The sequence below is a fragment of the Paraburkholderia sp. EG287B genome (genome assembly GCF_040965595.1).
Lineage (GTDB): Bacteria > Pseudomonadota > Gammaproteobacteria > Burkholderiales > Burkholderiaceae > Paraburkholderia.
Genome location: NZ_JBFRCG010000001.1, coordinates 311374 through 337352, shown reverse-complemented (window position 1 = coordinate 337352; position 25979 = coordinate 311374). Strand labels below are relative to the sequence as shown.

Annotated in this window: 22 protein-coding genes and 8 tRNA genes; 22 read left to right on the top strand and 8 right to left on the bottom strand. The window is 65.3% G+C overall.

The genetic code is table 11. The features are described 5' to 3' along the window. Window positions 1-66: 66 nt before the first annotated feature. Window positions 67-160, top strand: a tRNA-Ser gene (locus AB4Y40_RS01520). A 413-nt stretch (window positions 161-573) separates the two neighbouring features. Further along, complete coding sequence (locus tag AB4Y40_RS01515; protein WP_368686170.1) at window positions 574-939, top strand: hypothetical protein; 366 nt, start codon at window positions 574-576, stop codon at window positions 937-939. A gap of 139 nt (window positions 940-1078) precedes the next feature. Here AB4Y40_RS01515 and fabI read toward each other — a convergent pair whose 3' ends face one another. After that, window positions 1079-1867 (bottom strand): enoyl-ACP reductase FabI, encoded by a 789-nt coding sequence (gene fabI, locus AB4Y40_RS01510; protein ID WP_368686169.1) that lies wholly within the window; start codon window positions 1865-1867, stop codon window positions 1079-1081. 201 nt (window positions 1868-2068) lie between these two features. Between fabI and AB4Y40_RS01505 the strand changes: the two genes are divergently transcribed. The 5 genes from AB4Y40_RS01505 (at window position 2069) to AB4Y40_RS01485 (ending at window position 8558) form a co-directional block, all read left to right on the top strand. After that, window positions 2069-3898 carry an extracellular solute-binding protein gene (locus AB4Y40_RS01505; protein ID WP_368686168.1) on the top strand — a complete coding sequence of 610 codons (1830 nt, stop codon included), beginning with the start codon at window positions 2069-2071 and terminating at the stop codon, window positions 3896-3898. 27 nt (window positions 3899-3925) lie between these two features. Further along, on the top strand, window positions 3926-4963 hold the full coding sequence (locus tag AB4Y40_RS01500; RefSeq protein WP_028204101.1) for a microcin C ABC transporter permease YejB: 1038 nt from the start codon (window positions 3926-3928) through the stop codon (window positions 4961-4963). 1 nt (window position 4964) lies between these two features. After that, the gene (locus AB4Y40_RS01495) at window positions 4965-6071 is read left to right on the top strand and encodes an ABC transporter permease (protein ID WP_368686167.1); all 1107 of its coding nucleotides are present in this window, start codon (window positions 4965-4967) and stop codon (window positions 6069-6071) included. Continuing rightward, window positions 6068-7687, top strand: a complete 1620-nt coding sequence (locus tag AB4Y40_RS01490) for an ABC transporter ATP-binding protein (RefSeq protein ID WP_368686166.1) — start codon at window positions 6068-6070, stop codon at window positions 7685-7687. The genes AB4Y40_RS01495 and AB4Y40_RS01490 overlap by 4 nt, the downstream gene beginning before the upstream one ends. A 160-nt stretch (window positions 7688-7847) precedes the next feature. After that, the gene (locus AB4Y40_RS01485; protein ID WP_368686165.1) at window positions 7848-8558 is read left to right on the top strand and encodes a C40 family peptidase; all 711 of its coding nucleotides are present in this window, start codon (window positions 7848-7850) and stop codon (window positions 8556-8558) included. Window positions 8559-8659: 101 nt separating this feature from the next. Here AB4Y40_RS01485 and AB4Y40_RS01480 read toward each other — a convergent pair whose 3' ends face one another. Then, complete coding sequence (locus tag AB4Y40_RS01480; RefSeq protein WP_368686164.1) at window positions 8660-9604, bottom strand: patatin-like phospholipase family protein; 945 nt, start codon at window positions 9602-9604, stop codon at window positions 8660-8662. Between the two features lie 487 nt (window positions 9605-10091). On the opposite strand from AB4Y40_RS01480, the gene gltX reads away from it, so the two are divergent. The 9 genes from gltX to AB4Y40_RS01435 all read left to right on the top strand — a co-directional run bounded on the left by gltX (window position 10092) and on the right by AB4Y40_RS01435 (window position 13382). Then, entirely contained in the window at window positions 10092-11513 is a 1422-nt protein-coding gene (gene gltX, locus AB4Y40_RS01475; protein ID WP_368686163.1) for a glutamate--tRNA ligase, read from the top strand. Between the two features lie 245 nt (window positions 11514-11758). Beyond that, a tRNA-Ala gene (locus AB4Y40_RS01470) sits at window positions 11759-11834 on the top strand. A 55-nt stretch (window positions 11835-11889) separates the two neighbouring features. Then, window positions 11890-11965 (top strand) — tRNA-Glu (locus AB4Y40_RS01465). A gap of 75 nt (window positions 11966-12040) precedes the next feature. Then, window positions 12041-12117, top strand: a tRNA-Asp gene (locus AB4Y40_RS01460). A gap of 71 nt (window positions 12118-12188) precedes the next feature. Further along, window positions 12189-12264 (top strand) — tRNA-Glu (locus AB4Y40_RS01455). Window positions 12265-12346: 82 nt separating this feature from the next. Beyond that, window positions 12347-12423: transfer RNA gene (locus tag AB4Y40_RS01450), tRNA-Asp, on the top strand. Between the two features lie 82 nt (window positions 12424-12505). Continuing rightward, window positions 12506-12581, top strand: a tRNA-Glu gene (locus tag AB4Y40_RS01445). A gap of 93 nt (window positions 12582-12674) precedes the next feature. Continuing rightward, window positions 12675-12751: transfer RNA gene (locus tag AB4Y40_RS01440), tRNA-Asp, on the top strand. 166 nt (window positions 12752-12917) lie between these two features. Beyond that, on the top strand, window positions 12918-13382 hold the full coding sequence (locus AB4Y40_RS01435; RefSeq protein ID WP_368686162.1) for a GNAT family N-acetyltransferase: 465 nt from the start codon (window positions 12918-12920) through the stop codon (window positions 13380-13382). Window positions 13383-13400: 18 nt separating this feature from the next. Here AB4Y40_RS01435 and AB4Y40_RS01430 read toward each other — a convergent pair whose 3' ends face one another. Beyond that, window positions 13401-14345 carry a helix-turn-helix domain-containing protein gene (locus AB4Y40_RS01430; RefSeq protein WP_368686161.1) on the bottom strand — a complete coding sequence of 315 codons (945 nt, stop codon included), beginning with the start codon at window positions 14343-14345 and terminating at the stop codon, window positions 13401-13403. A gap of 114 nt (window positions 14346-14459) precedes the next feature. Between AB4Y40_RS01430 and AB4Y40_RS01425 the strand changes: the two genes are divergently transcribed. Continuing rightward, complete coding sequence (locus AB4Y40_RS01425; RefSeq protein ID WP_368686160.1) at window positions 14460-14867, top strand: gamma-glutamylcyclotransferase; 408 nt, start codon at window positions 14460-14462, stop codon at window positions 14865-14867. Between the two features lie 94 nt (window positions 14868-14961). Here AB4Y40_RS01425 and aceB read toward each other — a convergent pair whose 3' ends face one another. Further along, window positions 14962-16554, bottom strand: a complete 1593-nt coding sequence (gene aceB, locus AB4Y40_RS01420; RefSeq protein WP_368686159.1) for a malate synthase A — start codon at window positions 16552-16554, stop codon at window positions 14962-14964. Window positions 16555-16622: 68 nt separating this feature from the next. After that, a complete protein-coding gene (locus tag AB4Y40_RS01415; protein ID WP_368686158.1) occupies window positions 16623-17396 on the bottom strand; it encodes a haloacid dehalogenase type II in 774 nt (257 codons plus the stop codon). Between the two features lie 165 nt (window positions 17397-17561). Here AB4Y40_RS01415 and AB4Y40_RS01410 point away from each other — a divergent pair, with 165 nt between their 5' ends. After that, window positions 17562-18464 (top strand): LysR family transcriptional regulator, encoded by a 903-nt coding sequence (locus AB4Y40_RS01410; protein ID WP_254352784.1) that lies wholly within the window; start codon window positions 17562-17564, stop codon window positions 18462-18464. Between the two features lie 192 nt (window positions 18465-18656). Beyond that, a complete protein-coding gene (locus AB4Y40_RS01405) occupies window positions 18657-19091 on the top strand; it encodes a universal stress protein (protein ID WP_028204090.1) in 435 nt (144 codons plus the stop codon). Window positions 19092-19336: 245 nt separating this feature from the next. Here the strand turns inward: AB4Y40_RS01405 and aceA are convergent, their stop codons facing one another. The 3 genes from aceA to AB4Y40_RS01390 all read right to left on the bottom strand — a co-directional run bounded on the left by aceA (window position 19337) and on the right by AB4Y40_RS01390 (window position 23468). After that, window positions 19337-20644 (bottom strand): isocitrate lyase, encoded by a 1308-nt coding sequence (aceA, locus tag AB4Y40_RS01400; protein WP_368686157.1) that lies wholly within the window; start codon window positions 20642-20644, stop codon window positions 19337-19339. A 420-nt stretch (window positions 20645-21064) separates the two neighbouring features. After that, window positions 21065-22783: a DEAD/DEAH box helicase gene (locus AB4Y40_RS01395; RefSeq protein ID WP_368686156.1), complete on the bottom strand. Its 1719-nt coding sequence runs from the start codon at window positions 22781-22783 to the stop codon at window positions 21065-21067. Between the two features lie 415 nt (window positions 22784-23198). Then, complete coding sequence (locus tag AB4Y40_RS01390) at window positions 23199-23468, bottom strand: acyl-CoA-binding protein (protein WP_368686155.1); 270 nt, start codon at window positions 23466-23468, stop codon at window positions 23199-23201. Window positions 23469-23657: 189 nt separating this feature from the next. Between AB4Y40_RS01390 and tsaB the strand changes: the two genes are divergently transcribed. From tsaB to AB4Y40_RS01375, 3 genes are read left to right on the top strand one after another with little or no spacing between them, the layout of a single operon-like run. Beyond that, complete coding sequence (gene tsaB / locus AB4Y40_RS01385; protein WP_368686154.1) at window positions 23658-24482, top strand: tRNA (adenosine(37)-N6)-threonylcarbamoyltransferase complex dimerization subunit type 1 TsaB; 825 nt, start codon at window positions 23658-23660, stop codon at window positions 24480-24482. Further along, window positions 24479-24973 carry a ribosomal protein S18-alanine N-acetyltransferase gene (gene rimI / locus AB4Y40_RS01380; protein WP_368686153.1) on the top strand — a complete coding sequence of 165 codons (495 nt, stop codon included), beginning with the start codon at window positions 24479-24481 and terminating at the stop codon, window positions 24971-24973. Before tsaB ends, rimI begins: the two co-directional genes overlap by 4 nt. Then, window positions 24960-25952 carry a uracil-DNA glycosylase family protein gene (locus tag AB4Y40_RS01375; protein WP_368686152.1) on the top strand — a complete coding sequence of 331 codons (993 nt, stop codon included), beginning with the start codon at window positions 24960-24962 and terminating at the stop codon, window positions 25950-25952. Before rimI ends, AB4Y40_RS01375 begins: the two co-directional genes overlap by 14 nt. The last annotated feature ends 27 nt before the right edge of the window (window positions 25953-25979 follow it).

Here is a 25979-nt window from a genome sequence, read left to right as displayed (position 1 = left end):
GAAGGCGCTAACCCGCTATTATCTTTGCTTCGTTGCGCTGCCTCCCTGGCGCGAACGAAGTTTTCGGGAGACGTGGCCGAGAGGTCGAAGGCACTCCCCTGCTAAGGGAGCATCTGGGCCAAAACCTGGATCGAGGGTTCGAATCCCTCCGTCTCCGCCAGTAATGGCGGCGGAACCCCGCAAGTCTCGGCTTGCGGGGTTTTTGTTTTTTGGGTCGCCAATTGCTCGATGTGAGCAAGCAATGTGTCGTCGTTCGAGGGGAGGGAAGAGGTGCTGCAACAACCTTCAGGAATACCAGGTAAATTGCAGTGGCGCGCTCGCGAGCAAAGGTTCTGCATCGAGGCGCCGATAAATGGAATGGGCTTCGCGCGTTATGCGGGGTCTCCTGCGCACCGGTGCAAGCGATGCTATTCTCCCCGGCGCTGTTGGCCATCCGCCGCCCAGTGTAACGAGACGTAACGACATCGAACGCAGGCCAGGTTTGTGCATCAGTTATTACAAGTTTGAAATACGCGGGCGAAAGCCGTGCGTTATATTGGCTTCAACAAAACATCAAACCCGAAAGGTGAGTCCATGAAGTTCCCACGTGTTGTTGCAATGCTGCTCGGGGGCGTGGCTATCGGCGCATCGAGTGCTGCTATGGCTGGCGTGAGCGTTGGTGTCAACATCGGTATTCCGGCCCCGGTCTATGTCGCTCCGCAACCGGTCTACGCGCCGCCGCCTCCGCCGCCGGTCGTCTATCAGCCGGCGCCTGTTTATGCGGCGCCGCCGGCCATCGTCATCGGCTGGCACGGCGATCGTTACTGGGATGGCCGCCGCTACTGGGGGCGCGACGACTGGTATCGCCACCACGGCGGCTACGGCGGTCCGGGCCGCGGCCACTACGACCGCGACCACTACGACCGCGACCACGGTGGTCCTCCGGGACATTGGCACTAAGCCGCGAGGCTCATTGCCGGCGTGATGCGCGTGACACGGTGCGCATCGCACACCAGGCGTCGCGCCAAAAGAAAAGCCGCCCAGTGGGCGGCTTTTGCATTCTTGCCGTTGTGCGCGCAACGACGCCGCGAAGAGAGGCTTACTCGAGGCCGGCCATGCCGCCAACCACGGCGTTGAAGCCCGAGTCGACGTGCATGATCTCGGCGGTCACGCCGGCAGCCAGATCGGAGAGCAGGAACGCGGCGGAGTTGCCGACCTGCTCGATGGTCACGTTACGCTGCAGCGGGGCGTTCTGCTCGACGAAGTCGAGAATCTTGCCAAAGCCCTTGATGCCGCTTGCCGCGAGCGTCTTGATCGGACCGGCGGAAATGCCGTTCACGCGCACGCCTTGCGCCCCGAGCGCCACCGCGAGATAACGCACGCTCGCTTCGAGTGCGGCTTTCGCGACGCCCATGGTGTTGTAGTTCGGAATCGCGCGCTCCGCGCCGAGATAGGTCAGCGTCAGCAGCGAAGCGTTCTGCGCGAGCATCGGCTTGGCGGCCTTGGCGAGCGCCGGGAAGCTGTATGCCGAAATATCGTGCGCGATGCGGAAGTTCTCGCGCGTCATGCCGTCGAGGAAGTCACCCGCGATCGCTTCGCGCGGCGCGAAGCCGATCGAGTGGACGAGGCCGTCGAGCGTATCCCAGTGCTGCTTGAGGTTCGTGAAGAGCGCTTCGATTTGTGCGTCGTCGGCCACATCGCAGGGGAACACGAGGTCGCTGCCGAATTCCTGCGCGAACTCGGTGATACGGTCCTTGAAGCGGTCGCCGACGTACGTGAACGCCAGTTCCGCGCCTTCGCGCTTGCATGCCTGCGCGATGCCGTACGCGATCGAACGGTTCGACAGCAGGCCGGTCAACAGGATGCGTTTGCCAGCGAGGAAGCCCATGAATTCTCCTAAATCAGGTCAATGCGCCAGCGCCAGTGGGGGCGGCGCCGCGTGGTTTGGGTAGAATTCTCTCACAACTGACAAGGCAGCCTGGACAATTACCGATCTATGACGACAGGAACGCGAGGCAGGACGGCGCTTGGCGCGCTTGGGGCAACCGTTCCTGCGGCTCGGCTCGCACTTGCCAAAAGGCTGGCGGCGATGGGGCTGGCGCTCGCATGCGGCCTGCTGGCCATGCCGTGCGCGCACGCGGTCTACGCCATCGCGCAGTACGGCGAGCCCAAATATCCGCAAGGCTTCGCGCACTTCGACTACGTGAATCCGGATGCGCCCAAGGGCGGTACGCTCGTCCTCGCCAATCCTGACCGACTCACGAGCTTCGACAAGTTCAACCCGTTCACGCTGCGCGGCAACGCGGCGCCAGGGCTCGGCATGCTGTTCGAGAGCCTCACGACGGGGAGCCTCGACGAAGTGGCGTCGGCCTATGGTTTGCTCGCCGACGACATCCGTATCGCGCCCGACGCGCTTTCGGTGACGTTCCACATCAACCCGAAGGCGCGCTTCTCGAACGGCGATCCGGTGACAGCCGAAGACGTGAAGTTCTCGCTCGACACGCTCAAGAGCCGCCAGGCCGCGCCCTCCATGCAGGCGTATTTCAGCGAGATCACGCGCGCGGTGGTGGTCGATCCCGCGACGATCCGCTTCGAGTTCCGCAGCAACAACCGCGAGCTGCCGCTCATCGCGGGCGGCATGCCGGTGTTCTCGCACAAGTGGGGGTTGCGTCCGGACGGCAGCCGCATCGCCTTCGATCAGCTCGCGTTCGAGCAACCGATCGGCAGCGGCCCGTATGTGATCGACCGCTACTCGAACGGCCGCACGATCACCTACAAGCGCGACCCGAACTATTGGGGCAAGGAACTGCCGGTGCGGGTGGGCACCAACAACTTCGAGCGCATTACCTACAAGCTCTATTCGGACGACGTGGCGCGCCTCGAGGCCTTCAAGGCGGGCGAGTACGACGCGCTCGTCGAATACGTCGCGCGCAACTGGGTGCGGCGCGATGTCGGCAAGCGCTTCGACAGCGGCGAGCTGATCAAGAAAGAATTTCCGCAGCACAACGGCACCGGCATGCAGGGCTTCGTCATGAATCTGCGCAAGCCCGTGTTCCAGGACGTGCGCGTGCGCCGCGCCCTCGATCTCGCGCTCGACTTCCCGTGGCTCAACCGCATGCTGTTCTATAGCCAGTACCGCCGCATCGACAGCTGGTTCGCGAACACGCAGCTGCAGGCGAAGGGTCTGCCATCGCCTGGCGAGCTTGCCTTGCTCGAGCCGTGGCGCAAGTCGCTCGATCCCGCCGTGTTCGGGCCGCCGCCCTTGCAGCCCGATACGACCCCGCCGGGCTCGCTGCGTGCGAATCTGCTCAAGGCGCGCGCGCTGCTCGCCGAGGCCGGCTGGACCTATCGCGACGGCGCGCTGCGCAACGAGAAGGGCGAACCGTTCACGTTCGAGGTGCTCGACGATACGAGCGCTTCGACGCAGTGGGCGCCGATCATGGCGCAGTACACGCAGGCGCTCAGGCGCCTTGGCATCCAGGTGAACTATCGCTCGGTCGATTTCGCGCTCTACCAGAAGCGGCTCGATGCCTTCGACTTCGACATGACGACCATCAAGTTCCCCGACGTCCAGGTGCCGGGCGCGGAACAGGTCGACCGTTTCGGCAGCAAGGCCGCCGACGAGCCGGGCTCGGGCAATCTGCTCGGCCTGAAGTCGCCGGCCGTCGATGCGATCCTCAAGGCGCTCACGCAGGCGCAGACGCTCCAGCAATTGCTCGACGCCACGCATGCGCTCGACCGGGTGCTGATGCACGGCTACTATGTGGTGCCGCAGTGGTACAGCGCGACGCACCGGGTGGCGTTCAAGAACACGCTGGCGTATCCGGCGAAATTGCCGCTGTACTATGGCGCGAACGACTGGATCATCTCGACGTGGTGGTTCAAGCCGCAGCCCGAGCCCCAAGCGGCCGGTCATTGACAACGGACACGACGGGAGCAACGAATCATGTGGAGCTACATCGTCAAGCGCCTGCTGCTGATGATCCCGACGCTGCTCGGCGTGCTCACGCTGACCTTCGGCGTGATCCAGTTCGTGCCGGGCGGCCCCGTCGAACAGGCGGTGCGCGAATTGCGGCGGGGCGCGGAGCAGGGCATGCCGTTCGGCATGCGCGCGCATTCGGGCGTGGACGCGCAGCAGATCGCGCAGCTCAAGCAGCTTTACGGCTTCGACAAGCCGCCGCTGCAACGCTATTTCCTGATGCTCGGGCGCTTTGCGCGCTTCGATCTCGGACAGAGCTATTTCCATCACCAGAGCGTGTGGTCGCTGATTATTTCCAAGCTGCCGGTTTCGATCAGCATCGGCCTCTGGACCTTCTTTCTCACGTATCTGATATCGGTGCCGTTGGGCATCGCGAAGGCGGTGCGCAACGGCTCCCGGTTCGACCTCGTGACGAGTCTCGTCGTGCTCGTCGGTTATGCGATTCCGGGCTTCGTGCTGGGCGTGCTGCTGCTCGTGCTGTTCGGCGGCGGCTCGTTCCTGCAGCTCTTCCCGCTGCGCAATCTCACCTCTGACAACTGGGACACGCTCTCGCTCGGCGGCAAGATTCTCGACTATCTCTGGCACATCACGCTGCCCGTGACGGCCTCGGTCGTGGGCAGTTTCGCCGTCACGACCATGCTGACCAAGAACGCCTTTCTCGAAGAGATCCGCCGCCAATACGTGCTGACCGCGCGTGCGAAAGGCCTCTCGGAGCGCACCGTGCTCTGGAAGCACGTCTTTCGCAACGCGCTGCTGCCGCTCGTGGTGGGCTTCCCGGCGGCGTTCATCGGCGCGTTCTTCACCGGCAGCCTGCTGATCGAAACGCTGTTCTCGCTCGACGGGCTCGGGCTGCTTTCGTACGAATCCGTCGTGCGGCGCGATTATCCGGTCGTGCTCGGCACGCTGTACCTCTTCACGTTGATCGGACTGCTAACCAAACTGATCTCCGATCTGTGTTACGTGTGGGTCGATCCCCGCATCCAATTCGAACAACTGGAGCGCTGAGTTGAACCGAGTCCGCGCTGGCGCCGAGCCCGAACTGCGTACCGAGAGCGTGCGCGCCTTCAAGTCCCCCACACCGGCCCGCCGCGTGTGGCTGCGCTTCAGGCAGCAGCGTCTTGGCTACTGGAGCCTGATCGTGTTTCTCGTCGCGTTCGCGGCGAGTCTCGCGGGTCCGCTCTGGTGCAACGACAAGCCGCTCGTCGTGCACTACGACGGGCACCTGTATTTCCCGTTGTTCAAGGACTATCCGGAAACCACGTTCGGCGGCGATTTTCCGACGCCTGCCGACTACCTCGATCCATACATTCGGCACCGCTTCGACGCGCCGGGCAACTTCGCGATCTATCCGCCGAACCCGTACTACTACGACACGCTCAACTACTTCGCGAAAGTGCCGAACCCGGCGCCGCCGTCGCGCCAGAACTGGCTCGGCACCGACGAGAGCGGCCGCGACCTGTTTGCCCGCCTGCTCTATGGCTTTCGCGTGTCGGTGGAGTTCGCGCTCGTGCTGACCGCTATCGGCACGCTGCTCGGCGTGCTGGCGGGCGCGGTGCAAGGGTATTTCGGCGGCAAGGTCGATATCTTCGGGCAGCGTCTCATCGAGATCTGGAGTTCGCTCCCCGAGCTTTATCTGCTGATCATTTTTGCAGCGATCTTCGAGCCGGGCTTCGTGCTGTTGATCGTGCTGCTTTCGCTGTTTGGCTGGATCGGACTATCCGACTATGTGCGCGCCGAATTCCTGCGCAACCGCAACCAGGACTATGTGCTCGCCGCGCGCGCTATGGGCCTGTCGAACTGGCAGATCATCTGGCATCACGTGCTGCCCAACAGCCTCACGCCGGTCATCACGTTCCTGCCGTTTCGCATGAGCGGCGCGATTCTCGCGCTCACGAGCCTCGACTTCCTGGGCCTTGGCGTGCCCGCACCGACGCCGAGCCTCGGCGAGCTGCTCGCGCAGGGCAAGCGCAATCTCGACGCATGGTGGATCGCGCTCTCGACCTTCGGGGTGCTCGTGGCGACGCTGCTGCTGCTCACGTTCATCGGCGACGCGCTACGCAACGCGCTCGACACGCGCATTTCCGACGCCATGAAGGCCGGAGGCAACCAGTGAGCGCCGTGCCACAGGACGCCGCCGCGCCGCTCCTCTCGATCGAACACCTGAGCGTGCGCTTTGACGAGACGCTTGCCGTTGACGACGTCACGCTCGCGATCGGGCGCGGCGAGCGCGTGGCGCTCGTCGGCGAGTCGGGCTCGGGCAAGACCGTCACCGCGCTCGCGGTTCTGCGCCTCCTGCAGGACGCGCAGATCAGCGGAAGCATTCGCCTCGACGGCGACGATCTGCTCGCGAAGAGCGAGCGCGCGATGCGCGGCCTGCGCGGCAACGACGTCGCGATGATCTTCCAGGAGCCGATGACGGCGCTCAATCCGCTCTACACGATCGGCGAGCAGATCGCGGAAACCATCGTGCTGCACGACGGCGTCTCGAAGAGCGCGGCCTACGAGCAGGCGGTGGGCTTGCTCGAGCGCACGGGCATCACCGAGGCGCGGCGGCGCGTGTCGAGTTATCCGCATCAGCTTTCGGGCGGCCAGCGCCAGCGCGTGATGATCGCGATGGCGCTCGCGTGCCGTCCGCGCCTGTTGCTCGCCGACGAGCCGACCACGGCGCTCGACGTGACGATCCGCGGCCAGATCGTCGATCTGCTGCTCGAACTGCAGCGCGAGGAGGCGGCGCGGCGCGGCATGTCGGTGCTGCTCATCACGCACGACCTGAACCTCGTGCGCCGCTTCGCGCAGCGCGTGGCCGTGATGGAGAAGGGCAGGCTCGTGGAGTCGGGCAGCGTCGAGCAGATCTTCGAGGCGCCGCAACACCCGTATACGCAACGGCTGATCGCGAGCCGGCCCGAGCGCCACGTGCTGCCCGTCCTGCCGATCGCGCCGGTTCTCCTGCAGGCGAAGGACGTGATCGTCGACTTCGCAACGAAGCTGCCGGGTTTTCGCGGCTGGTGGCAAAAGGGGCGTTATCGCGCCGTGAACGACGCGAACCTTGCGGTGCGCCAGGGCGAGACGCTCGGCATCGTCGGCGAGTCCGGATCGGGAAAAACGACGCTGGCGATGGCGATGTTGGGGTTGCAGCGAACGGCAGGCGGTGTCGTCGAGTTCCAGGGGCGGCCGATCGCGAGCTACAAGGGCCGCGACAGGCTGTCGTTGCGCTCGCATTTGCAGGTTGTCTTTCAGGACCCGTTCAGTTCGCTTTCTCCACGCCAGACCATCGAGCGCATCGTGGGGGAGGGGCTCGCGCTGCATCGGCCCGATCTCTCCAGCGAGGAGCGGCGCAAGCGCGTCGTCGGCGTGCTGCGTGAAGTGGGCCTCGATCGCACCGCCTTGCAACGATACCCGCACGAGTTTTCGGGCGGCCAGCGCCAGCGTATCGCCATTGCGCGCACGCTGGTGCTGGAGCCGCGCGTGATCGTGCTCGACGAACCGACCAGCGCGCTCGACGTGTCGATCCAGCAACAGGTGTTGAGATTGTTGACGGAATTGCAACGCAAGTACAACCTGGGCTACGTGTTCATCAGCCACGACCTGGAGGTGATCGGCGCGATGGCGCATCGGGTGGTGGTGATGCAGGACGGGGCGATCGTCGAGGCAGGAGAGGTCGCGAATATCTTCGACAGACCGGCCCATCCTTACACCCGGAAATTGTTGAAAGCTGCCTTCGATCGCTAGGCTTTGGCGGAACTTTAGGTTGAATTTCGGTGAAATTCACCAATGAGGTGAATGTCGCGATTGAATTTTTCTATTTGTTTTGACACACAAATACTTACTGGCTAGTATCGTCCAAACTTTTCTACTAACTCCCTGATTTACGGGCAATTTCTACCGACCAATGCAGCACCGATACCTGACCCAGGCTTGCGCGCGCGTCGTCGCCGGGATGTTCATCGGCGTACTGATGGCCGCAGCTCCCAGCGCGTTCGCCGACGAAGTAAGCAGCTTTAACCAGAATGCCTCATTTTCGCCGAGCAATTCGGCGAATCCGCAGTCAATCCCCGCAGTTCAGAACGCCCTCCAGAATGCCAACCAGGCGACCCCGGCGGCGGCTCCGGCCCCGACCGAAGGCGGCGCCAAGGCGTTCCTGTCCGGCATGGCCGGCAAAGCCGGCGACGTCGTTGTCGGCGCACTCAATATGATCGGCGTGCGTTACCGCTGGGGTGGCAACACGCCCGACTCCGGACTCGACTGCAGCGGCTTCGTGCGCTACGTGTTCCAGGACACGCTCGGCATGTCGCTGCCGCGCCGCGCCGAGGAAATGAGCCGCGTGGGCGAGAAGGTCAGCATGAGCAACCTGAAGCCGGGCGACCTCGTGTTCTTCAACACGATGCGCCGCACGTTCTCGCACGTCGGCATCTACATCGGCGACAACAAGTTCGTGCATTCGCCGTCCACCGGCAGCACGATCCGCGTCGACGACCTCGACGACGGCTATTGGGAAAAGCGCTTCACGGGTGCGCGCCGTGTCGAAACGTCGTTCACGCCGGACCAGCAGCAAAACCTCAAGCGCGTGAGCGCTCAGTTCGACGGCAACGGCGGCAACTGATCGGGGTTGTGTAGCGAACAAAAAAGCCTGCTTCTTGCGAAGCAGGCTTTTTGCGTTTTCTGTGCCCCTGCGCCCGCCGAAGGGGCGCTCAGATCAAGCGATCAAGCCGTCAGGCGCGCTGCGGCGAGCTTGCGCTCGAGCTCCGGCATGATGCGCGCCGCGGCTTCCTCGCCTGCGAGAATCGCCGCGTTGCGCTGCGTGAAGTCGCTGGACGACATCGCGTTGAGGTTCGGGCGGATCACGACATCGGCGTACTTGTCGAGTTCGTAGGTCTTGATCGTCTGGCCCATGATCGTGAAGGTCTGCATCAGCACGTCGAACTGGCTCAGCGTCGAGGCCGTCTCCGGGCGCGCCGAGATGTCCACGGCGATCACGAAGTCGGCGCCCATCTTGCGTGCGAACGAGGCCGGCACCGGGCTCACGAGGCCGCCGTCCACGTATTCATGTCCCGCGATTTTCACGGGCTCGAAAATCGACGGAATGCTGCACGACGCGCGCACGGCAATGCCCGTGTTGCCGCGCTGGAACAGGATGGGCTGGCCCGTGCGCAGGTCGGTCGAGACGACGCCGAGCGGCTTCGCCATCTTCTCGATGGGCCGGTCGTGCAGCGTGGTGTTCAGATAGTTCTGGAGCGCCACGCCCTGCAGGAGCCCGCGCGTGCGAAACGGCATTGCCCAGTCGCTGATCGAGGCTTCGTCCATCGTCAGCGCGAGCTTGTTGAGCGCGAAGCCGTTCATGCCCGAGGCGTAAAGCGCCGCGACGACCGAGCCTGCGCTCGTGCCGACCACGAAGTCGACCTGCACGTTGCGCGCCTCGAGCGCCTTGATCACGCCGATATGCGCGAAGCCACGCGCCGCGCCACCGCCGAGCGCGAGGCCCACGCGAACCGGGTGCGCCGGCCTGGCGACGGGCGGCGGGGGCGCGGTGGTGACGGGCGGCGGGACGCTGGCGGTCTGCGTGCCCGCGGTCGTGCACGCGGCCAGGACGGAGGAGGCGGCCGCAAGCGAAAAGTGCCGGCGGCTCAACGAGGGCGATGACTGCTTCAAGAAGGTTCTCCATGCGGTCCGCGGGCGTGTCCGGCAAGGAACGACGCGGTACCCCGGTCTGCTCGCGCGGGCGGCCGAGTATCTGTGTTTGCGCGCGCGACGCCGCATCGTGGTGGCGGCGCGCCGACATCATAAGGCAAAGCGCGGCCGGTTTAGCAGGCGTGCATGTAACGCGATGTGTCCACGATGTGACGGCAGATGACAATGTGCTCGGCGGCTTGCGGGCGCGCGGACGTTTGCAGCAAAGAAACCGGGCGCCCGCACGCGAGCCTCGGGCCTCGCCCCCCGGCCGAAGTGGTGCATGGCGGGTATAATCCCGTCTCTAATTTTCCGGATTCCCGTTCGTGTGCGCGAGGCTGCGCGCGCCCCGGCGTTCCCGCGCTAGCCGCGCGGGCCGAACGCGCCGCGAACCCCGGCCGTCCGCCGCCGTCGCTGCTGTTATCGCCAGCGCCGCGCTCCGGATGGCATCGTCTTCGAGTAATCGCCCATGACTACCTCCGTCGTCCGTACCCGCTTCGCGCCGAGCCCGACCGGCTTCATCCACCTCGGCAACATCCGTTCCGCGCTCTACCCGTGGGCGTTCGCGCGCCACAACAAGGGCGTCTTCGTGCTGCGGATCGAAGATACCGATCTCGAGCGTTCGACGTCGGAATCGGTCGATGCGATCCTCGAAGGCATGGAATGGCTCGGCCTGAATTTCGACGAAGGTCCGTTCTACCAGATGCAGCGCATGGACCGTTATCGCGAAGTGCTCAGGCAGATGCAGGAGCAGGGCCTCGTGTACCCGTGCTACATGTCGACCGAAGAGCTCGACGCGCTGCGCGAGCGTCAGCGCGCGGCCGGCGAGAAGCCGCGCTACGACGGCACGTGGCGCCCGGAGCCGGGCAAGGTGCTGCCCACGCCGCCGGCGGGGGTGCAGCCGGTGCTGCGCTTTCGCAACCCGCTCACCGGCGTGGTGGCATGGGACGACGCCGTCAAGGGCCGCGTGGAGATCTCGAACGAAGAGCTCGACGACCTCGTGATCGCGCGCCCGGACGGCACGCCGACCTACAACTTCTGCGTGGTCGTGGACGATCTCGACATGAAGATCACGCACGTGATTCGCGGCGACGATCACGTGAATAACACGCCGCGCCAGATCAACATCCTGCGCGCGCTCGGCGGCGAGCCGCCGGTCTACGCGCACCTGCCTACCGTGCTCAACGAGCAGGGCGAAAAGATGAGCAAGCGCCACGGCGCGATGAGCGTGATGGGTTATCGCGATGCGGGCTATCTGCCGGAAGCGGTCCTCAACTATCTCGCACGTCTGGGTTGGTCGCACGGCGACGCCGAAGTGTTCACGTGCGAGCAGTTCGTGGAGTGGTTCGATCTCGAGCATCTCGGCAAGTCGCCCGCGCAATACGACCACAACAAGCTCAACTGGCTCAACAACCACTACCTGAAGGAAGTGGACAACGCGCGCCTCGCCGCGCTCTCGAAGCCGTTCTTCGCTGCCCTCGGCGTGGACGAGGCGGCGCTCGCCAAGGGGCCGTCGCTCGAAGGCGTGGTCGCGCTTTTCAAGGACCGTGCGAACACGATCAAGGAGATCGCCGAGAGCGCGATGATGTTCTACCGCGAGCCGCAGCCGGAAGCCGAAGCGCTCGCACAGCACATCACGGAAGCCGTACGCCCCGCGCTCGCCGATCTCGTCGTCGCGCTCAAGGGCGCGGAGTGGACGAAGGAGGGCGTCTCGGCAGCGCTGAAGGCGACGCTCGCCACACACAAGCTCAAGATGCCCCAGCTCGCGATGCCGGCCCGCCTGCTCGTGGCAGGGACGACGCATACGCCTTCGGTCGATGCGGTGCTCGTGCTGTTCGGCCGCGATGCGGTGGTGAGCCGCCTCGAGAAGGGCATTTCGGCTGCAAACTAAAAATTTTGAAGAATATTCGCCCGGACCCTAGCGCCCGGGCGGCAGTTCTTGTAGTATTCGGGCTCCGTTGAATACGGAGCGCGAGAGAGTCGCAAACAAGCGGCAAATAAGCAGCAAATCTCACGCAAAGAGCCGCAGAATCGGGCAACGATGTTTCAAGGAAACCTCGAAGCGCTTCAAAAAACGATTCAAAAGCTCTTGACGAAAGCGAAATTGATGTTTAAAATCTCGCTTCTGTTCTGCAAGGGGGTATAGCTCAGCTGGGAGAGCGCTTGCATGGCATGCAAGAGGTCAGCGGTTCGATCCCGCTTACCTCCACCAACAGAACATGCAGTAAGCAGTAGAGTGCGGTAAAGGCATTATCTGAAAAGATCATGTCCCCTTCGTCTAGAGGCCTAGGACATCACCCTTTCACGGTGAGTACAGGGGTTCGAATCCCCTAGGGGACGCCAGACATGAGCGTCGTCAATGAGATTGGCGTAGCATCAGGTGGAAATCAACCGACATCCATCTGATTGTGTCGAACTGGAGCGGTAGTTCAGTCGGTTAGAATACCGGCCTGTCACGCCGGGGGTCGCGGGTTCGAGTCCCGTCCGCTCCGCCAGATCGAGCCCGTTCAGAAACTGTGAGCGGGCTTTTTAGTTAAAGTGACGATTACAGGCGCAAGCCCGTGTTGTCCCCTTCGTCTAGAGGCCTAGGACATCACCCTTTCACGGTGAGTACAGGGGTTCGAATCCCCTAGGGGACGCCAAATCAAAATGCGGCGCCAAAGTGTAGTGTGGCGACGCCGCCAGCGGGAATCGACCGACGCCCGCCGGTGTGAGCAGCAAGCTGGAGCGGTAGTTCAGTCGGTTAGAATACCGGCCTGTCACGCCGGGGGTCGCGGGTTCGAGTCCCGTCCGCTCCGCCAGATTCAAAGCCGTTCCGACGTTGCTTCGGCAACTGCGAACCGCTGCAGTTCAAAGGTGTAAGCCTGCGCTTATACCCGTGTTGTCCCCTTCGTCTAGAGGCCTAGGACATCACCCTTTCACGGTGAGTACAGGGGTTCGAATCCCCTAGGGGACGCCAAATCAAAATGCGGCGCCAAAGCAGTAGCACTGCAAGCAGTATGGCGACGCCGCCAGCGGGAATCGACCGACGCCCGCCGGTGAGCAGCAAGCTGGAGCGGTAGTTCAGTCGGTTAGAATACCGGCCTGTCACGCCGGGGGTCGCGGGTTCGAGTCCCGTCCGCTCCGCCAGAACGAAGCCCGTTGGATACGTCCAACGGGCTTTTTCTTTTTCCACAGACGTTTCTCCCGCGTCCATCCCCATCCTTCATTTCGTTGGCCGTACGGACAATCTGCGATTGCCGGCGGCCGCGCGTTATCGTAGCGTTGTCGAAACCTGGTTTCCTCGCTTGCCGACATGTTCGCACCGAACGACATCCCATCGCCGTTTCAGCTGCGCCGCGCCACCATGGACGATTTCGAGTTCGCGGAGACGCTCACGCGCAACAACATGGGTGGCTACTATCTGCGGCATCACCTCGTCTGGCGCGGTGATCTCTTTCTGGCGAGCTATCGCGAGTCGGAGAATTTCGTCCTCGAACTCGACGGCGAGCCGATTGGCGTGCTGCGCGTGACGCAGGAGGGCGACTCGCTGCACATTCGCGACGTGCAGATCGCCCAGGGGTATCGCGGCAATGGCGCCGGTACGTTCCTGCTCGACATCTCGCACCAGTGGGCCCGCGAGCGCGGCCTGCGCGAATTGCAGCTGCGCGTGTTCGTCGACAATCCGGCGGCGCGTCTTTATCTGCGCATGGGCTATCGCGTGGCGGGTCCGAGGCTTGCTCGCCTCGGCTCGATTCGCCACATGACTCGGCTCGTCTGAGCTTGGGCAGTCACTCGCTTAACGCGGGTGGTCGTCGCGCACCGCGGCCACGGAATCTTCCGGTTCGTCGTAGTCGCGATCGCCCGTGCCGCGCGCGATGAAGGCGCGCGGGCTCTCGCCGAAGGCGCGGCGAAACATCGCCGAAAACGCACTCTGGCTCTGGTAGCCGAGTTCCTGCGCCACGACGGCCATCGGGCGTCCCTGATTGAGCAGCGGGATCGCGCGCGCGAGGATCGCCTGCTGACGCCATTGCGAAAAGCTCACCCCGAGTTCCTGACGAAAGAGCCGTGCGATCGTGCGCGTGCTCGCGCCCACGTGAGCAGCCCAGTATTCGAGCGAGCCGGGTCCCGCCGGGTCGGCGATCAGCGCTTCGCACAGCGCGCGCAGGCGCTTTTCCTCGGGCATCGGCACGGCGAGCGGCAGCGGCGCCGAGCGCGTGATCTCGTCGAGCGCCAGCGCGCCGAGCAGGCGCTCACGCGCGGTGGGAATGCCGCGCTCGTCGAGGGCCGCGATCGTCTCGCGCAGGAGGCCCGAGACCTCGACCACGCGGCACGCGCCGAGGCCGGGCGGAATCACCGATTCGTCTACGTAGAGCGTGCGCAGGAACGCGTCCTCGACGATCGCCACTTCGTGCGTGATGTGTGGCGGCACCCAGATCGCGCGCGAGGGCGGCACCATCCACGTCGTGCCGGGCGTCGCCATACGCAGCACGCCGCGCGACGAGTAGGCGAGTTGCGCCCACGCATGGGTGTGCTGCGCGATGCACACACCGGCCGGCATGGGCCGCGAGCGCACGCGGATCGGATGCGTGGGTGTCGGCGCGAACTCGGGCGGGATATCGACGAGTTCGGCGCGCGGCAGCGCCGCGTTGCGAGCGCCGCTGGATGCGGCGTTGGGCAGGTCCTCGGGCATGACGGGCAGGGCGTCGGGTTTGGCGACGACTTTGGCGATAAGCGCATTCATTGTAGACGTCTCGCGCGCGAAGGCATGGGCCGCACGCATTTATGGCCGGGCATAATGTGGGCGAATCGACAGCGTGCTCGTGTGGCGCGAGCCGCCCTGAAGGAGAGAGAAGCCATGAAATACGTGTTCGTCTACGGCACGCTGCGCGCGGGCGAGATCAACGACATCAACCTCGCGGCGGATCGCAACGCGATCGCGCGCCCGCGTCACCTCGGTCTCACCAGGCTCGCCGGCCGGCTCTTCGACTTCGGCAGCTATCCTGGGATGGTGGCCGGGTCGGCGAGTGCGCAATCGACGGTCGTCGGCGACGTCTACGAGATCGACGACGCGCTCCTCGCCGTGCTCGACGAAATCGAGCAGGTGTATCCGGGCGCCGACAATCTGTTCGTTTCGCAGGAAGTGGATATCGAGGTGCAGGGTGAACGTATCGCTTGCCTCTACTATCCGGTGGCGTTCGCCGCCATTGCCGGGCGCCCCGAGATCGCAGGCGGCGACTGGGTCGCGCATCGGCGCACGCGCTGATCGCTCAAGACGCGGCGCATGAAAACACGAAGGCCCGGCGGGCTCACACCCGCCGGGCCTTTTTCATCGGCGATTCGTTAGATGTGCCGAGCGATTAGATCTCTTCGTACAGCGGCAGCGTCAGGAACTCGACGAAGTTTTCCGACGTCGACATCTGCTCGAAGATCTGCGCGGCACGCTCGTACGGCTTCGTGTCGCCGCCGACCGACGCCTTCACCTTGTCCAGCTCCTGCGGGATCAGTTCGCGCACGAGTTCGGCCGTGACCTTGCGGCCGTCTTCGAGCTTGCCCTTGGGCGAGCGGATCCACTGCCACACCTGCGAGCGCGAGATTTCGGCGGTCGCGGCGTCTTCCATCAGGTTGTGGATCGGCACGCAGCCATTGCCCGCGAGCCACGAACCGAGGTAGTGGATGCCCACGTTGATGTTGTTGCGCAGGCCCGTTTCGATGATCGGCGCTTCCGGACGGAAGTCGAGCAGATCCTTGCCCGCGACATTCACGTCCGCGCGCTGCTTGCTGATCTGGTTCGGCTTGTCGCCGAGCACCTTCACGAACTCTTCCATCGCGATGGGCACGAGGCCCGGGTGCGCCACCCAGCCGCCGTCGTAGCCGTCGGTGGCGTCACGCGCCTTGTCCGAACGCACGCCGCCCATGGCCTTGTCGTTGGCGGCCGCGTCGTTCTTGATCGGGATGAGCGCGCTCATGCCGCCGATCGCCGGTGCGTTGCGCTTGTGGCAGGTCTTGAGCAGTTCGAGCGCGTAGGCGCGCATGAACGGCACCGTCATCGTGATCTGCGCGCGGTCGGCAAGACAGAAGTCCTTGTCGTTCTTGAACTTCTTGATCGCCGAGAAGATGTAGTCCCAGCGGCCGGCGTTCAGACCCGAGCTGTGTTCGCGCAGTTCATAGAGGATTTCGTCCATCTCGAACGCCGCGAGGATCGTCTCGACCAGCACCGTCGCGCGGATCGTGCCGCGCGCAATGCCCACGCCTTCCTGCGCTGCGACGAAGACGTCGTTCCACAGACGCGCTTCGAGGTGGCTTTCCATCTTCGGCAGATAGAAGTACGGGCCGCTGCCGCGCGCGATCAGTTCCTTCGCGTTGTGGAAGAGGTAGAGCGCGAAGTCGAAGATGCCGCCCGACACACGCTGACCGTCCACCGTCACGTGCTTCTCGTCGAGGTGCCAGCCGCGCGGACGCACGATCAGCGTGGCGGTCTTGTCGTTGAGCCGGTAGGTCTTGCCGTTCTGTTCCAGCGAGATCGTGCGGCGCACCGCGTCCTTGAGGTTGAGCTGGCCGACGATCTGGTTTTCCCAGTTCGGCGCGTTCGAGTCCTCGAAGTCGGTCATGTACGCATCCGCGCCCGAGTTCAGCGCGTTGATGATCATCTTGCGCTCGACCGGGCCCGTGATTTCCACGCGGCGGCACTCGAGATCCTTCGGCAGCGGCGCGATCTTCCAGTCGCCTTCGCGGATCGATTTGGTGTCGGCAAGAAAGTCGGGGCGCTCGCCGGCGTCGAGGCGCTTCGTGCGCTCGACGCGTGCCGTCAGCAGTTCCTGGCGGCGCGGCTCGAACGCGCGGTGCAGCTTCGCGACGAGTTCGAGCGCTTCGGGCGTGAGGATCGTCTCGAAGCCGGGCTGGATGTCAGCCGTGATCTGCATGCCTTGCGGCAGCTGCAATGTGTTCGCCATTTGCTTGCTCCTTGGTCGGTCAGTTTGTGAATGTGTGGTTGTTGTGGCTGCGGCGAGCGGCGTGTCCGTCACGCGCCCGGGCTGGGGCGAGGGCGGCCTTGTCGTTCGGGCGCGGCGGTTTCGAGAAAGGCGGCGAGTTCTGCCATGCCGCTGCCAGTGCCATGCGGCGCCACGCCGAGCTCTTCGGCGGGCAAGCGCTGGCGGTTGATCCAGAACGTGGTGTAGCCGAACCAGCCGGCGCCCGCGGCGTCCCAGCCGTTCGACGACACGAACACCAGCTCGCGTGGCGCGGCGTCGAAGGCACCCGTGCCGAGCGAATATGCGGCGGCGGCAGGTTTGTAGGCGCGCACGGCATCGACCGACAGCACGTGGTCGAAGAGGCCGCTCATGCCGGCGCTCTTCACCGCGATGTCGAGCATCTGCGGGTTGCCGTTCGAGAGGATCGCAAGGCCCATGCGCGTGCCGTCTTCGCGTGGCTCACGCAGGCGGCGCAGCACGGGCAGCACGTCGGGGAACGCCGACAGGCAGGCGTATTCGTCCATTAGACGCTTTTCGCCCGCGCCCGTGAGCGACAGGTTCAGGCGGCGCGCGGCGTAGCGCAGCGCGTCGAGCGTGATGTCCCAGAACGGGCGATAGCGCGCGCCGGCCGGGTCGGAGAGCGTGCGCAGCTGCGTGTACTCGATCTGCTTGAGGCGCCACAGCTGCGAGAGCGCTTCGCCCTGGCCGGGGAACATCTGCTCGGCGGCGGCGACGACCGAATGCACGTCGAACAGCGTGCCGTACGCGTCGAAGACAACTGCCTTGGGAAATCGTGTCGTTGAGGGTGTCGTTGTGGCCGACATAGCCTTGCACTCCATCTTCAGAGGTCGAGGTCGATTGTATTCATGAGTCGTATCACTGAAAAAGGCGGGATTGATCACTTGATCTTTTACTTTTACCCACCTAATCTGTCGGCCTGTCTTCTCTTTTCCACTGTTTCTGTCGCCCAGTGCGCGCAGCATCGACCGATGGACCGCTTCAAGCAGATCGAGACCTTCGTCACCGTGGCTGCCAAGGGCAGCCTTTCCGCCGCCGCCCAGGCCGAGGGGGTGGCGCCCGCCATCATCGGCCGGCGCATCGACGCGCTCGAAGAGCGCCTCGGCGTGAAGCTGCTCGTGCGCACCACGCGGCGCATCACGCTCACGTTCGAAGGATCGGCGTTCCTCGAGGACTGCCAGCGCATCATTCACGACATGCAGAACGCCGAGGCGAGTGTGTCCGAGGGCGGCGTGAAAGCGAGCGGGCACCTGCGCGTGTCCGCGCCGGCGGGCTTCGGGCGTCGCCATGTCGCGCCGCTCGTGCCCGATTTCACGGTTGCGCATCCGGACGTGAGCATCGCGCTCGATCTTTCGGACCGGCTCGTCGATCTCGTGAACGAAGGCTTCGACTGCGCCGTGCGCCTCGGCGAATTGCCCGATTCGTCTCTCGTGTCGCTCAAGCTCGGCGAGAACCGCCGCGTGTGCGTGGCGGCGCCCGCGTATCTGTCGCGACGCGGCGAGCCGGAAACGCCCGCCGACCTCGCGCGCCATAACTGCCTCGCCTTCGGCGCGAGTCTGAACCAGCAGCGCGGCTGGGCGTTCCAGCAGGACGGCAAGGTGGTGTCGATCCGCGTGGCGGGCACGATGGAATGCTCGGACGGCGCCGTGCTGCATGAGTGGTGTCTCGCAGGCCACGGTCTGGCGTGGCGCTCGTGGTGGGAAGTCGGCGAGGACATCGCGGCGGGCCGGCTCGTGACCGTGCTCGACGCGTTCGCCGCGCCGCCCATCGGCATTCACGCCGTGTTTCCGCAGCGCCGCCATTTGCCGCTGCGCGTACGCCTCTTTCTCGACTATCTCAAGCATACCTACGGTCAGCCCGGTTACTGGGGATAGGGGCGCCGTGCGTGTTTCCGATATCCGGAATGACCCGCACGCACGGCTTGCACTGATTTTTCGCGCACTACAATCGACCTGAGGGCCCAGGCGCTTGCTTGCGCGAGACGCCCGCCGAGTCTTTGCCCCGCGGCTTCATTCTTGACTTTGACCCTAGCCTTGCCCGTAATCCGATAGACCACGGAGGGCGCCATGTTCAAGCACATCCTCGTTCCGACGGACGGTTCCGAACTGTCGAAAAAGGCGATCGACGGCGCGATCGACCTCGCCCGTACCGTGGGCGCGCGCGTGACGGCCTACGCGTGCCTGCCGCAATATCCGTACTCGCCTTATGCCGACGTCGTGATCGAGCCGCCCGGCGACTTCCAGACGCGCAGTGAGCGAGAGGCGCGCGTGCATCTGGACGAAATCGAGGCGGCGGCACGCAACGCAGGCGTGATCTGCGACAGCCGCACGAGCGTGCATCCTTCGCCCTATCTCGGCATCATCGAAGCCGCCGAAGCGGGCGGCTGCGACGTCATCTTCATGGCCTCGCATGGGCGTCGCGGGCTCGGCAGCCTGCTGATCGGCAGCGAGACGCAGCGCGTGCTCACCCATACGAAGATTCCGGTGATCGTGTATCGCTAGCGGGCGTTTTCCCGTGGATTCGCGATGAAGCACGAGGCCATGCTCGCCCGCTGCGTCGGCTGGGCGAGCCGCGGGCCGGATTCTGTCCGGCACGCGCGGCCTGTGTCCTCTACCGCTTCCTCCCTGAACGTCCTGCGGCGTGCGCCCGCGCCGCGTCGGCAGACGGCCGGCGCGCCCCGCCAAGGTACGCGTGCCGGCTGCCCGTTCGAGCGCGGCGGCTGGCGCCGCCGATGCTGCCGGTGGTCTTACGCCACCTTCTTGTCGAAGAACTGCTCGTCTTCCGTCGAACCGTGCAGCGCCGTGGTCGAAGCCTCGCGCTCGACCGTCTGCGTCACGGCGTCGAAGTAGCCGGTGCCCACTTCGCGCTGATGCTTCACGGCGGTGAAGCCCTTCTCGGCGGCGGCGAACTCGGCCTGCTGCAGTTCCACGAAAGCGCTCATGTTCTGGCGCGCGTAGCCGTGCGCGAGGTTGAACATCGAGTAGTTGAGCGAGTGGAAGCCCGCGAGCGTGATGAACTGGAATTTGTAGCCCATCGCACCGAGCTCGCGCTGGAACCGCGCGATCGTCGCGTCGTCGAGGTTCTTCTTCCAGTTGAACGACGGCGAGCAGTTGTACGAGAGCAGCTTGCCCGGGAACTGCTTGTGGACCGCTTCGGCGAACTTCTTCGCGAATTCCAGATCCGGCTTGCCCGTCTCGCACCAGATCATGTCGGCGTACGGCGCGTAGGCGAGACCGCGTGAGATCGCCTGGTCGAGGCCGTTCTTCGTGCGGAAGAAGCCTTCCACGGTGCGCTCGCCGGTGAGGAACGGGCGGTCGTTGTCGTCGATGTCCGAGGTCACGAGGTCGGCGGCTTCCGCGTCGGTGCGGGCGAGCAGCACGGTCGGCACGCCGCAGACGTCGGCGGCCAGACGCGCAGCCGTGAGCTTCGCGACGTTCTCGCGCGTCGGCACGAGCACCTTGCCGCCCATATGGCCGCACTTCTTCACCGAGGCGAGCTGGTCTTCGAAGTGCACGCCCGCGGCGCCCGCTTCGATCATCGCCTTCATCAGTTCGAACGCGTTGAGCACGCCGCCGAAGCCGGCTTCCGCGTCGGCCACGATCGGCTGGAAGTAATCGACGTAGCCTTCGTCGCCGGGATTCTTGCCTTCGGACCACTGGATCTGGTCGGCGCGCGTGAGCGTGTTGTTGATGCGCTTGACCACCTGCGGCACCGAGTTGGCCGGGTAGAGCGACTGGTCCGGGTACATTTCGCCGGCGAGGTTGGCGTCGCCCGCGACCTGCCAGCCCGAGAGATAGATCGCCTTGAGGCCGGCCTTCACCTGCTGCATGGCCTGGTTGCCCGTGAGCGCGCCCAGTGCGTTGATGAACGGCTCGGTGTTCACGCCTTTCCAGAGCTTTTCGGCGCCGTGCTTCGCGAGCGTGTGCTCCGGCTGGAGCGACCCGCGCAGCCGCACCACGTCTTCAGCCGTGTAGTTGCGCTTGATGCCCTTCCAGCGCGGATCGGTTTCCCATTGCTGTTGGAGTTGCTGAGCTTGCTGTTGACGAGTCGACATGGTGGGCTCCTTCGTTTGCCTGATGAGTGGATCGCCGAAACGAAACTGCTGAACCGCTGAATCTCGCGAAACGCAGGCGCCGGGGTTGTGGGTTGGGCGTTTCGTTTCGCGGACTCTTATATAAGAGTCTAGGCAAATCGATCGACCGGCAACAGGCGGGCAATGAGCTTTTTCGATGTTTTTTATTTTAAAAAAATCAACAAGTTATGTGGTTTGTTTTGAGATGCGAAACGTTATTTTCCATCTTGCAATGGGTCCCTTTGTGCCACGCAGCACGATTTTTTACGAAGCAAAAAAATTTTTCGTATCGTGAAATCTGCGCGGAGATAAAAAAAGACCGGTGCCTGAGCACCGGTCCTGGGTATTTCGCTGCGGCGGCGGGGCGGCTCGAAGGCCGCGCCGCGCGCCGTTTAGGGCGATTTAGCTGTCGCGACGTGCGCCACGCGGGCCGTCGTTACGGCGTGCGCCGTAACCGCCGCCGCCTTCGCGCGAGCGGCCGTAGCCTTCGCGTTGCTGGCCGTAGCCGCCGCCACGGTTGCCTTCGCCGCCGCGCGAGCCGCCGCCGAAGCCGCCTTCACGCGAACCCGAGTTGTAGCCGCCTTCGCGGGCACCGTAGCCGCCGCGCGAGCCTTCCGGCTTGTTGCCCCAGCTGTTGCCGTTGCGATCGCCGCCGTTGCCGCCGTTGCCGCCACGGGCGCCGTAGCCACCCGGCTTGCCGTTACCGTTGCCGAAGCGACGGCCACCGCCATTGCCGCCACCCGGACGGCCGCGGCCGCCGAAGCCACGGTTGGCCGGCGGCGCCTTGCGCGGCTCGAAGCCTTCCACGACGTTCACGGGCAGCGGCGAGCGCACGAAGCGCTCGATGCGCTTGAGCGCGCCTTGCTCGGCATGATGCACGAGGCTCACCGCGGTGCCCGAACGGCCCGCACGACCGGTACGGCCGATACGGTGCACGTAGTCTTCGGCGAACTTCGGCAGGTCGTAGTTGAACACGTGCGTGATGCCGGGGATGTCGATACCGCGCGCCGCGACGTCGGTCGCGACGAGCACGCGCACGCGACGCTCGCGCAGCGCACGGATCGTGCGGTTGCGCGCGCCTTGCGGCAGGTCGCCGTGCAGCGCGGCGCTTTCGAAGCCGGCGTCGGCGAGCTTGCCGGCGAGCTGGTCGGCGTCCATCTTGGTGGCCGTGAACACGACGGCCTGGTCGAGGCTCTCGTCACGCAGCAGGTGGTCGAGCAGACGATCCTTGTGATCGCGGTCGTCCACGTAGTGCACGGTCTGCGCGATGTTCGAGTTCGCTTCGACCTTGCGCACGATCTCGATACGCTCCGGGTCCTTCAGCAGGCGGCCGGTGATCGAAGCGATCTTGCCGTCGAGCGTGGCCGAAAACAGCATCGTCTGACGCGTTTCGGGCGTCGCGGCGACGATCGTGTCGATGTCGTCGATGAAGCCCATGTCGAGCATGCGGTCGGCTTCGTCGAGCACGAGCATTTTGAGTTCGGACAGGTCGATGCGGCCGCGCTCGAGGTGATCGAGCAGACGGCCCGGGGTCGCCACGAGAATCTCGGGGTTCTTCGCGAGCAGCATCAGCTGCTGGCCGTACGCCACGCCGCCGAGAATGCTGACCGTGCGCAGACGGCGCAGGTGCTTGCCGTACGTCGAAGCGGCCGTGGTCACCTGCATCGCGAGCTCACGCGTAGGCGTGAGGACGAGCAGACCGGGGCGTGCCACCGGTTGCGGACGGCGCTGGCGGCGATCGCCTTGCTGGCCGTTCGCGCCTTGCGGGCGCGGCTCGCGCGGCTGGGCGGCCTGGGCCTTCTGGATCTGCGCGAAGCGCTCGATGGCGGGCAGCATGAAGGCTGCGGTCTTGCCCGAACCGGTCGGGCTCGAGACCAGCAGGTCGCGGCCGGCGATGGCGGCAGGAATGGCGCGTTCCTGCACGGGCGTCGGGGCCTTGTAGCCCGCTGCGATCAGCGCGGAGACGATCTCCGGCGACAGACCGAGCGACGCGAACTCCGAACCGTCGGTCGCATCGGCGGCCTGCGCGGGGGCTTCAGCGGAAGCGTCGGCGGCGGCGGAAAGACCGAGGGCCTGATCGGCGATGGCGTCCAGGGGGCTTTGGGTATTGCTCGAAGTCATGAAAATCCTTGTTACACAGGAAATAGAACGTCGGCGCCAATCGGCATACCCAAGTCGTCGGATTTTGCGAGCAAATCGAAAAACGGGGGCAATCCGCCCACAATGGCGGATTTTTCGTTAGAAGCTGTTTTGGGTGCGGCTCAGGCCGGGATTGGCCAGCCGCCAGCCTGATATTGACGGCCCGAAAAACAGGGCCATGGCAGGGGGGACAGGTTCTAAACTGGATTGGAGCTTAACGCTACGAGGCGTTGTGCTGATCGAATGGGCGACCGGAGCGCAACGCAGCGCGAAGTATAGCTTGTTTTGTTGCGGCGCGCCAGAGCGACGCACCGCGCGGGGACGGGTGCGGCGGCGTGACGCAGCAGAAGGCGGGGCGGCCCGCCTCTGTCACGCGCGCCGTGTCAGTTGCGCGGGTTCAGCTCGTGGCGCCGCTCTTGAGCGATTCGACGAGTTCGACGTATTGCTGCCTGGCCGTTTCCTGCGCGGTGCCTTGCAGCGCGGCCCATGCCTCGTACTTGTACTTGCCGACGATATCGGTGAAGCCGGGCTTGTCGCCGTGCACGTCGCCTTCGGTGGCCTGCTTGAAGAGTGCATAGAGGCGCAGCAGCGTCAGATTGCCAGGACGCTCCGGCAGTTGCTGCACGTCTTGCTGGGCTTGGGCGAACTGTGTGTTCAAGTCGCTCATGGTTGTTTCCTCCGCATAGTGGTTCAGGTCAGCGCGCCGATGGTAGCAGCGCAGACCCCGGAAAAGCTGGAGCGATTCCTCCACTCGCGCCGGGCACGGATGAGTCAAAAGCGGCCTTGACGCCTGCGCATCCGCCAGTTGGCGAGAGCCCTGGGCCCGCGCGGGGGGCGGGGCATTACAATAGCGCTCATGACCGAAACCGTGCTGCTTGCCCTCGATACTTCGACCGAATATTGCTCGGTCGCGCTGCTTCGCGTCGCCCCTGGCGACGCAGATCGTTCTCCCTCTACAGGCGGCGAGGCCGCTACCGCGTCGCGCTCGGAAGTCAGCGTCTGGGTGCGCCACGAAGCCACGGGCGCCGTCTCCAGCACGCGGCTCCTGCCGGCCATCGGCGAATTGTTCGACGACGCCGGCCTCACGCTCGCCGACTGCGACGCGATCGCGTTCGGCGCGGGTCCGGGCTCCTTCACGGGGTTGCGCACGGCGACGGGCGTGGCCCAGGGGCTCGCGTTCGGCCTCGATATCCCGGTGGTGCCCGTGGGCACGCTGCTCGTGTGTGCGGAGAGCGCGCGGCTGCGCGATCCCGCCGCGACCCGCGTGCTGGCTGCACTCGACGCGCGCATGGACGAAGCCTACTGGGCCGACTACGCGTGGGACGCCGCAGCCGGCGACTGGCGCACGCTGCAGGCCGCATCGCTCGATTCGCCGGAGCACATCGCCGCGCCCGACGCACCGTTCACGCTGGCGGGCAACGCCGCCGCCGCGTTCGGCGCGCGCCTGACGGCGGCTGCCGCCGCGCGCACGATCGACGCCGAGGCGCTCCCGCACGCGTTGCCGCTGGCGCACGCGGCGCTGCGCGCGTATCGCGCGGGCCGCACGCAACCCGCCGACCAGGCCGCGCCCGAATACGTGCGCAACAAGGTCGCGCAGACCACGGCCGAGCGGCTTGCCGCGAAGGCCGCCGCCCACGGTGGCACGGGTGGCGAGGGCGCAGGCGGCGAGGGCGCGCAATGAGCGGCGTGCTCATGACCGACCGCTACCTGTCGCCGATGACCGAAAGCGACCTGGACGAAGTCGCGATCATCGAGCGCTCCGCGTACGAGTTTCCGTGGTCGCGCGGCAACTTCGAGGACTCGCTGCGCAACGGCTACTACGGGCTGTGCATGCGTCACGTCACCGGCACGCTGATCGGCTATTGCGTGTTGATGCCCGTGGTCGACGAGATGCATCTGCTGAATCTGTGCGTCGCGCCTCAGGCGCAGGGGGCGGGCGCGGGGCTCGCCATGCTGCGCGAGGCGGTGCGCATCGCGCGCATGCAGGGTCTCGAAGGCCTGCTGCTCGAAGTCCGGCCGTCGAATCACCGGGCAATCCGGCTTTACGAACAGTTCGGCTTCGTCACGATCGGCCGCCGCAAGAACTACTATCCGGCCCGGCATCACAGCCGCGAGGACGCACTCGTGATGCGATTTTCTTTTGCAGGGGAGGGCGCGGATGTCGCTCGATGAGATCGCGCTGGAGGAGCTTGGGCTCGCGCCGCGCTGGGTACGTAAAGAGGCGCGGGGTGCCGCGCCGCTCGAAGCGGCTCGCGAAGATGAGGTCGTTGCGCCGTCGTCCGCGGTGACGCGCGCCGAAGCCGAAGCGCAGATGGCGCCTGCGGTGCCGGTCGTGCAAACCACGCGTCCGGTCGCTGCGCCGCAGCCGGCCGAAGCACGACCGGCCGCCGAGGAGCGCTCGCAACCGTCGCAACCCGTTACGCGCGCCGCTTCGCCATCGACGCTCGCACCGCATTCGTCCGACGAACCGCCGCCCCTCACCGACGAAGATTTCGCCTGGTTCGACACTGTGGCCCAGCCGGTTCTGCCACACGACGCCGAGCCGGATCAGGCTGGCGGCGCACCGCGCAACGATGTCGCGACGCTCGACTGGGACGCGCTCGCCGAACGCGTGGCCTCGTGCACGCGCTGCCGCCTGTGCGAAAAGCGCACCAACACCGTGTTCGGCGTAGGCGATCGCGAGGCCGACTGGATGCTGATCGGCGAGGCGCCCGGCGAGAACGAGGACCGCCAGGGCGAGCCCTTCGTCGGGCAGGCCGGCAAGCTGCTCGACAACATGCTGCGCGCGCTCTCGCTCGCACGCGGCGAGAACGTCTATATTGCGAACGTCATCAAGTGCCGCCCGCCTGGCAACCGCAATCCGGAGCCCGACGAGGTCGCGCGCTGCGAGCCGTATCTGCAGCGTCAGGTGGCGCTCGTGAAGCCGAAGATCATCGTCGCGCTCGGGCGATTCGCGGCGCAGAGCCTGCTCAAGGCCGATGGCAGCATCGCCTCGCTGCGCGGACGCGTCCACGAGTACGAGGGCGTGCCCGTCATCGTCACCTATCACCCCGCTTATCTGCTGCGCAGCCTGCACGACAAGGCGAAGGCCTGGACCGACCTTTGTCTCGCGCGCGACACCTGGCGCGCGGCGTCCGGCGGCGAGCAATGAACGCCGCGCGGCCCGCGGACGGTTCCG

What these genes read in the sequence shown, in the direction of transcription:
- AB4Y40_RS01390 (WP_368686155.1), bottom strand. Translation starts at nt 23,468, where the DNA reads ATGAGCGACTTGAACACACAGTTCGCCCAAGCCCAGCAAGACGTGCAG.
- fabI (WP_368686169.1), bottom strand. Translation starts at nt 1,867, where the DNA reads ATGGGCTTCCTCGCTGGCAAACGCATCCTGTTGACCGGCCTGCTGTCG.
- aceA (WP_368686157.1), bottom strand. Translation starts at nt 20,644, where the DNA reads ATGTCGACTCGTCAACAGCAAGCTCAGCAACTCCAACAGCAATGGGAA.
- AB4Y40_RS01425 (WP_368686160.1), top strand. Translation starts at nt 14,460, where the DNA reads ATGAAATACGTGTTCGTCTACGGCACGCTGCGCGCGGGCGAGATCAAC.
- tsaB (WP_368686154.1), top strand. Translation starts at nt 23,658, where the DNA reads ATGACCGAAACCGTGCTGCTTGCCCTCGATACTTCGACCGAATATTGC.
- rimI (WP_368686153.1), top strand. Translation starts at nt 24,479, where the DNA reads ATGAGCGGCGTGCTCATGACCGACCGCTACCTGTCGCCGATGACCGAA.
- AB4Y40_RS01435 (WP_368686162.1), top strand. Translation starts at nt 12,918, where the DNA reads ATGTTCGCACCGAACGACATCCCATCGCCGTTTCAGCTGCGCCGCGCC.
- AB4Y40_RS01405 (WP_028204090.1), top strand. Translation starts at nt 18,657, where the DNA reads ATGTTCAAGCACATCCTCGTTCCGACGGACGGTTCCGAACTGTCGAAA.
- AB4Y40_RS01515 (WP_368686170.1), top strand. Translation starts at nt 574, where the DNA reads ATGAAGTTCCCACGTGTTGTTGCAATGCTGCTCGGGGGCGTGGCTATC.
- AB4Y40_RS01375 (WP_368686152.1), top strand. Translation starts at nt 24,960, where the DNA reads ATGTCGCTCGATGAGATCGCGCTGGAGGAGCTTGGGCTCGCGCCGCGC.
- AB4Y40_RS01500 (WP_028204101.1), top strand. Translation starts at nt 3,926, where the DNA reads ATGTGGAGCTACATCGTCAAGCGCCTGCTGCTGATGATCCCGACGCTG.
- gltX (WP_368686163.1), top strand. Translation starts at nt 10,092, where the DNA reads ATGACTACCTCCGTCGTCCGTACCCGCTTCGCGCCGAGCCCGACCGGC.
- aceB (WP_368686159.1), bottom strand. Translation starts at nt 16,554, where the DNA reads ATGGCGAACACATTGCAGCTGCCGCAAGGCATGCAGATCACGGCTGAC.
- AB4Y40_RS01485 (WP_368686165.1), top strand. Translation starts at nt 7,848, where the DNA reads ATGCAGCACCGATACCTGACCCAGGCTTGCGCGCGCGTCGTCGCCGGG.
- AB4Y40_RS01410 (WP_254352784.1), top strand. Translation starts at nt 17,562, where the DNA reads ATGGACCGCTTCAAGCAGATCGAGACCTTCGTCACCGTGGCTGCCAAG.
- AB4Y40_RS01395 (WP_368686156.1), bottom strand. Translation starts at nt 22,783, where the DNA reads ATGACTTCGAGCAATACCCAAAGCCCCCTGGACGCCATCGCCGATCAG.
- AB4Y40_RS01415 (WP_368686158.1), bottom strand. Translation starts at nt 17,396, where the DNA reads ATGTCGGCCACAACGACACCCTCAACGACACGATTTCCCAAGGCAGTT.
- AB4Y40_RS01505 (WP_368686168.1), top strand. Translation starts at nt 2,069, where the DNA reads ATGGGGCTGGCGCTCGCATGCGGCCTGCTGGCCATGCCGTGCGCGCAC.
- AB4Y40_RS01430 (WP_368686161.1), bottom strand. Translation starts at nt 14,345, where the DNA reads ATGAATGCGCTTATCGCCAAAGTCGTCGCCAAACCCGACGCCCTGCCC.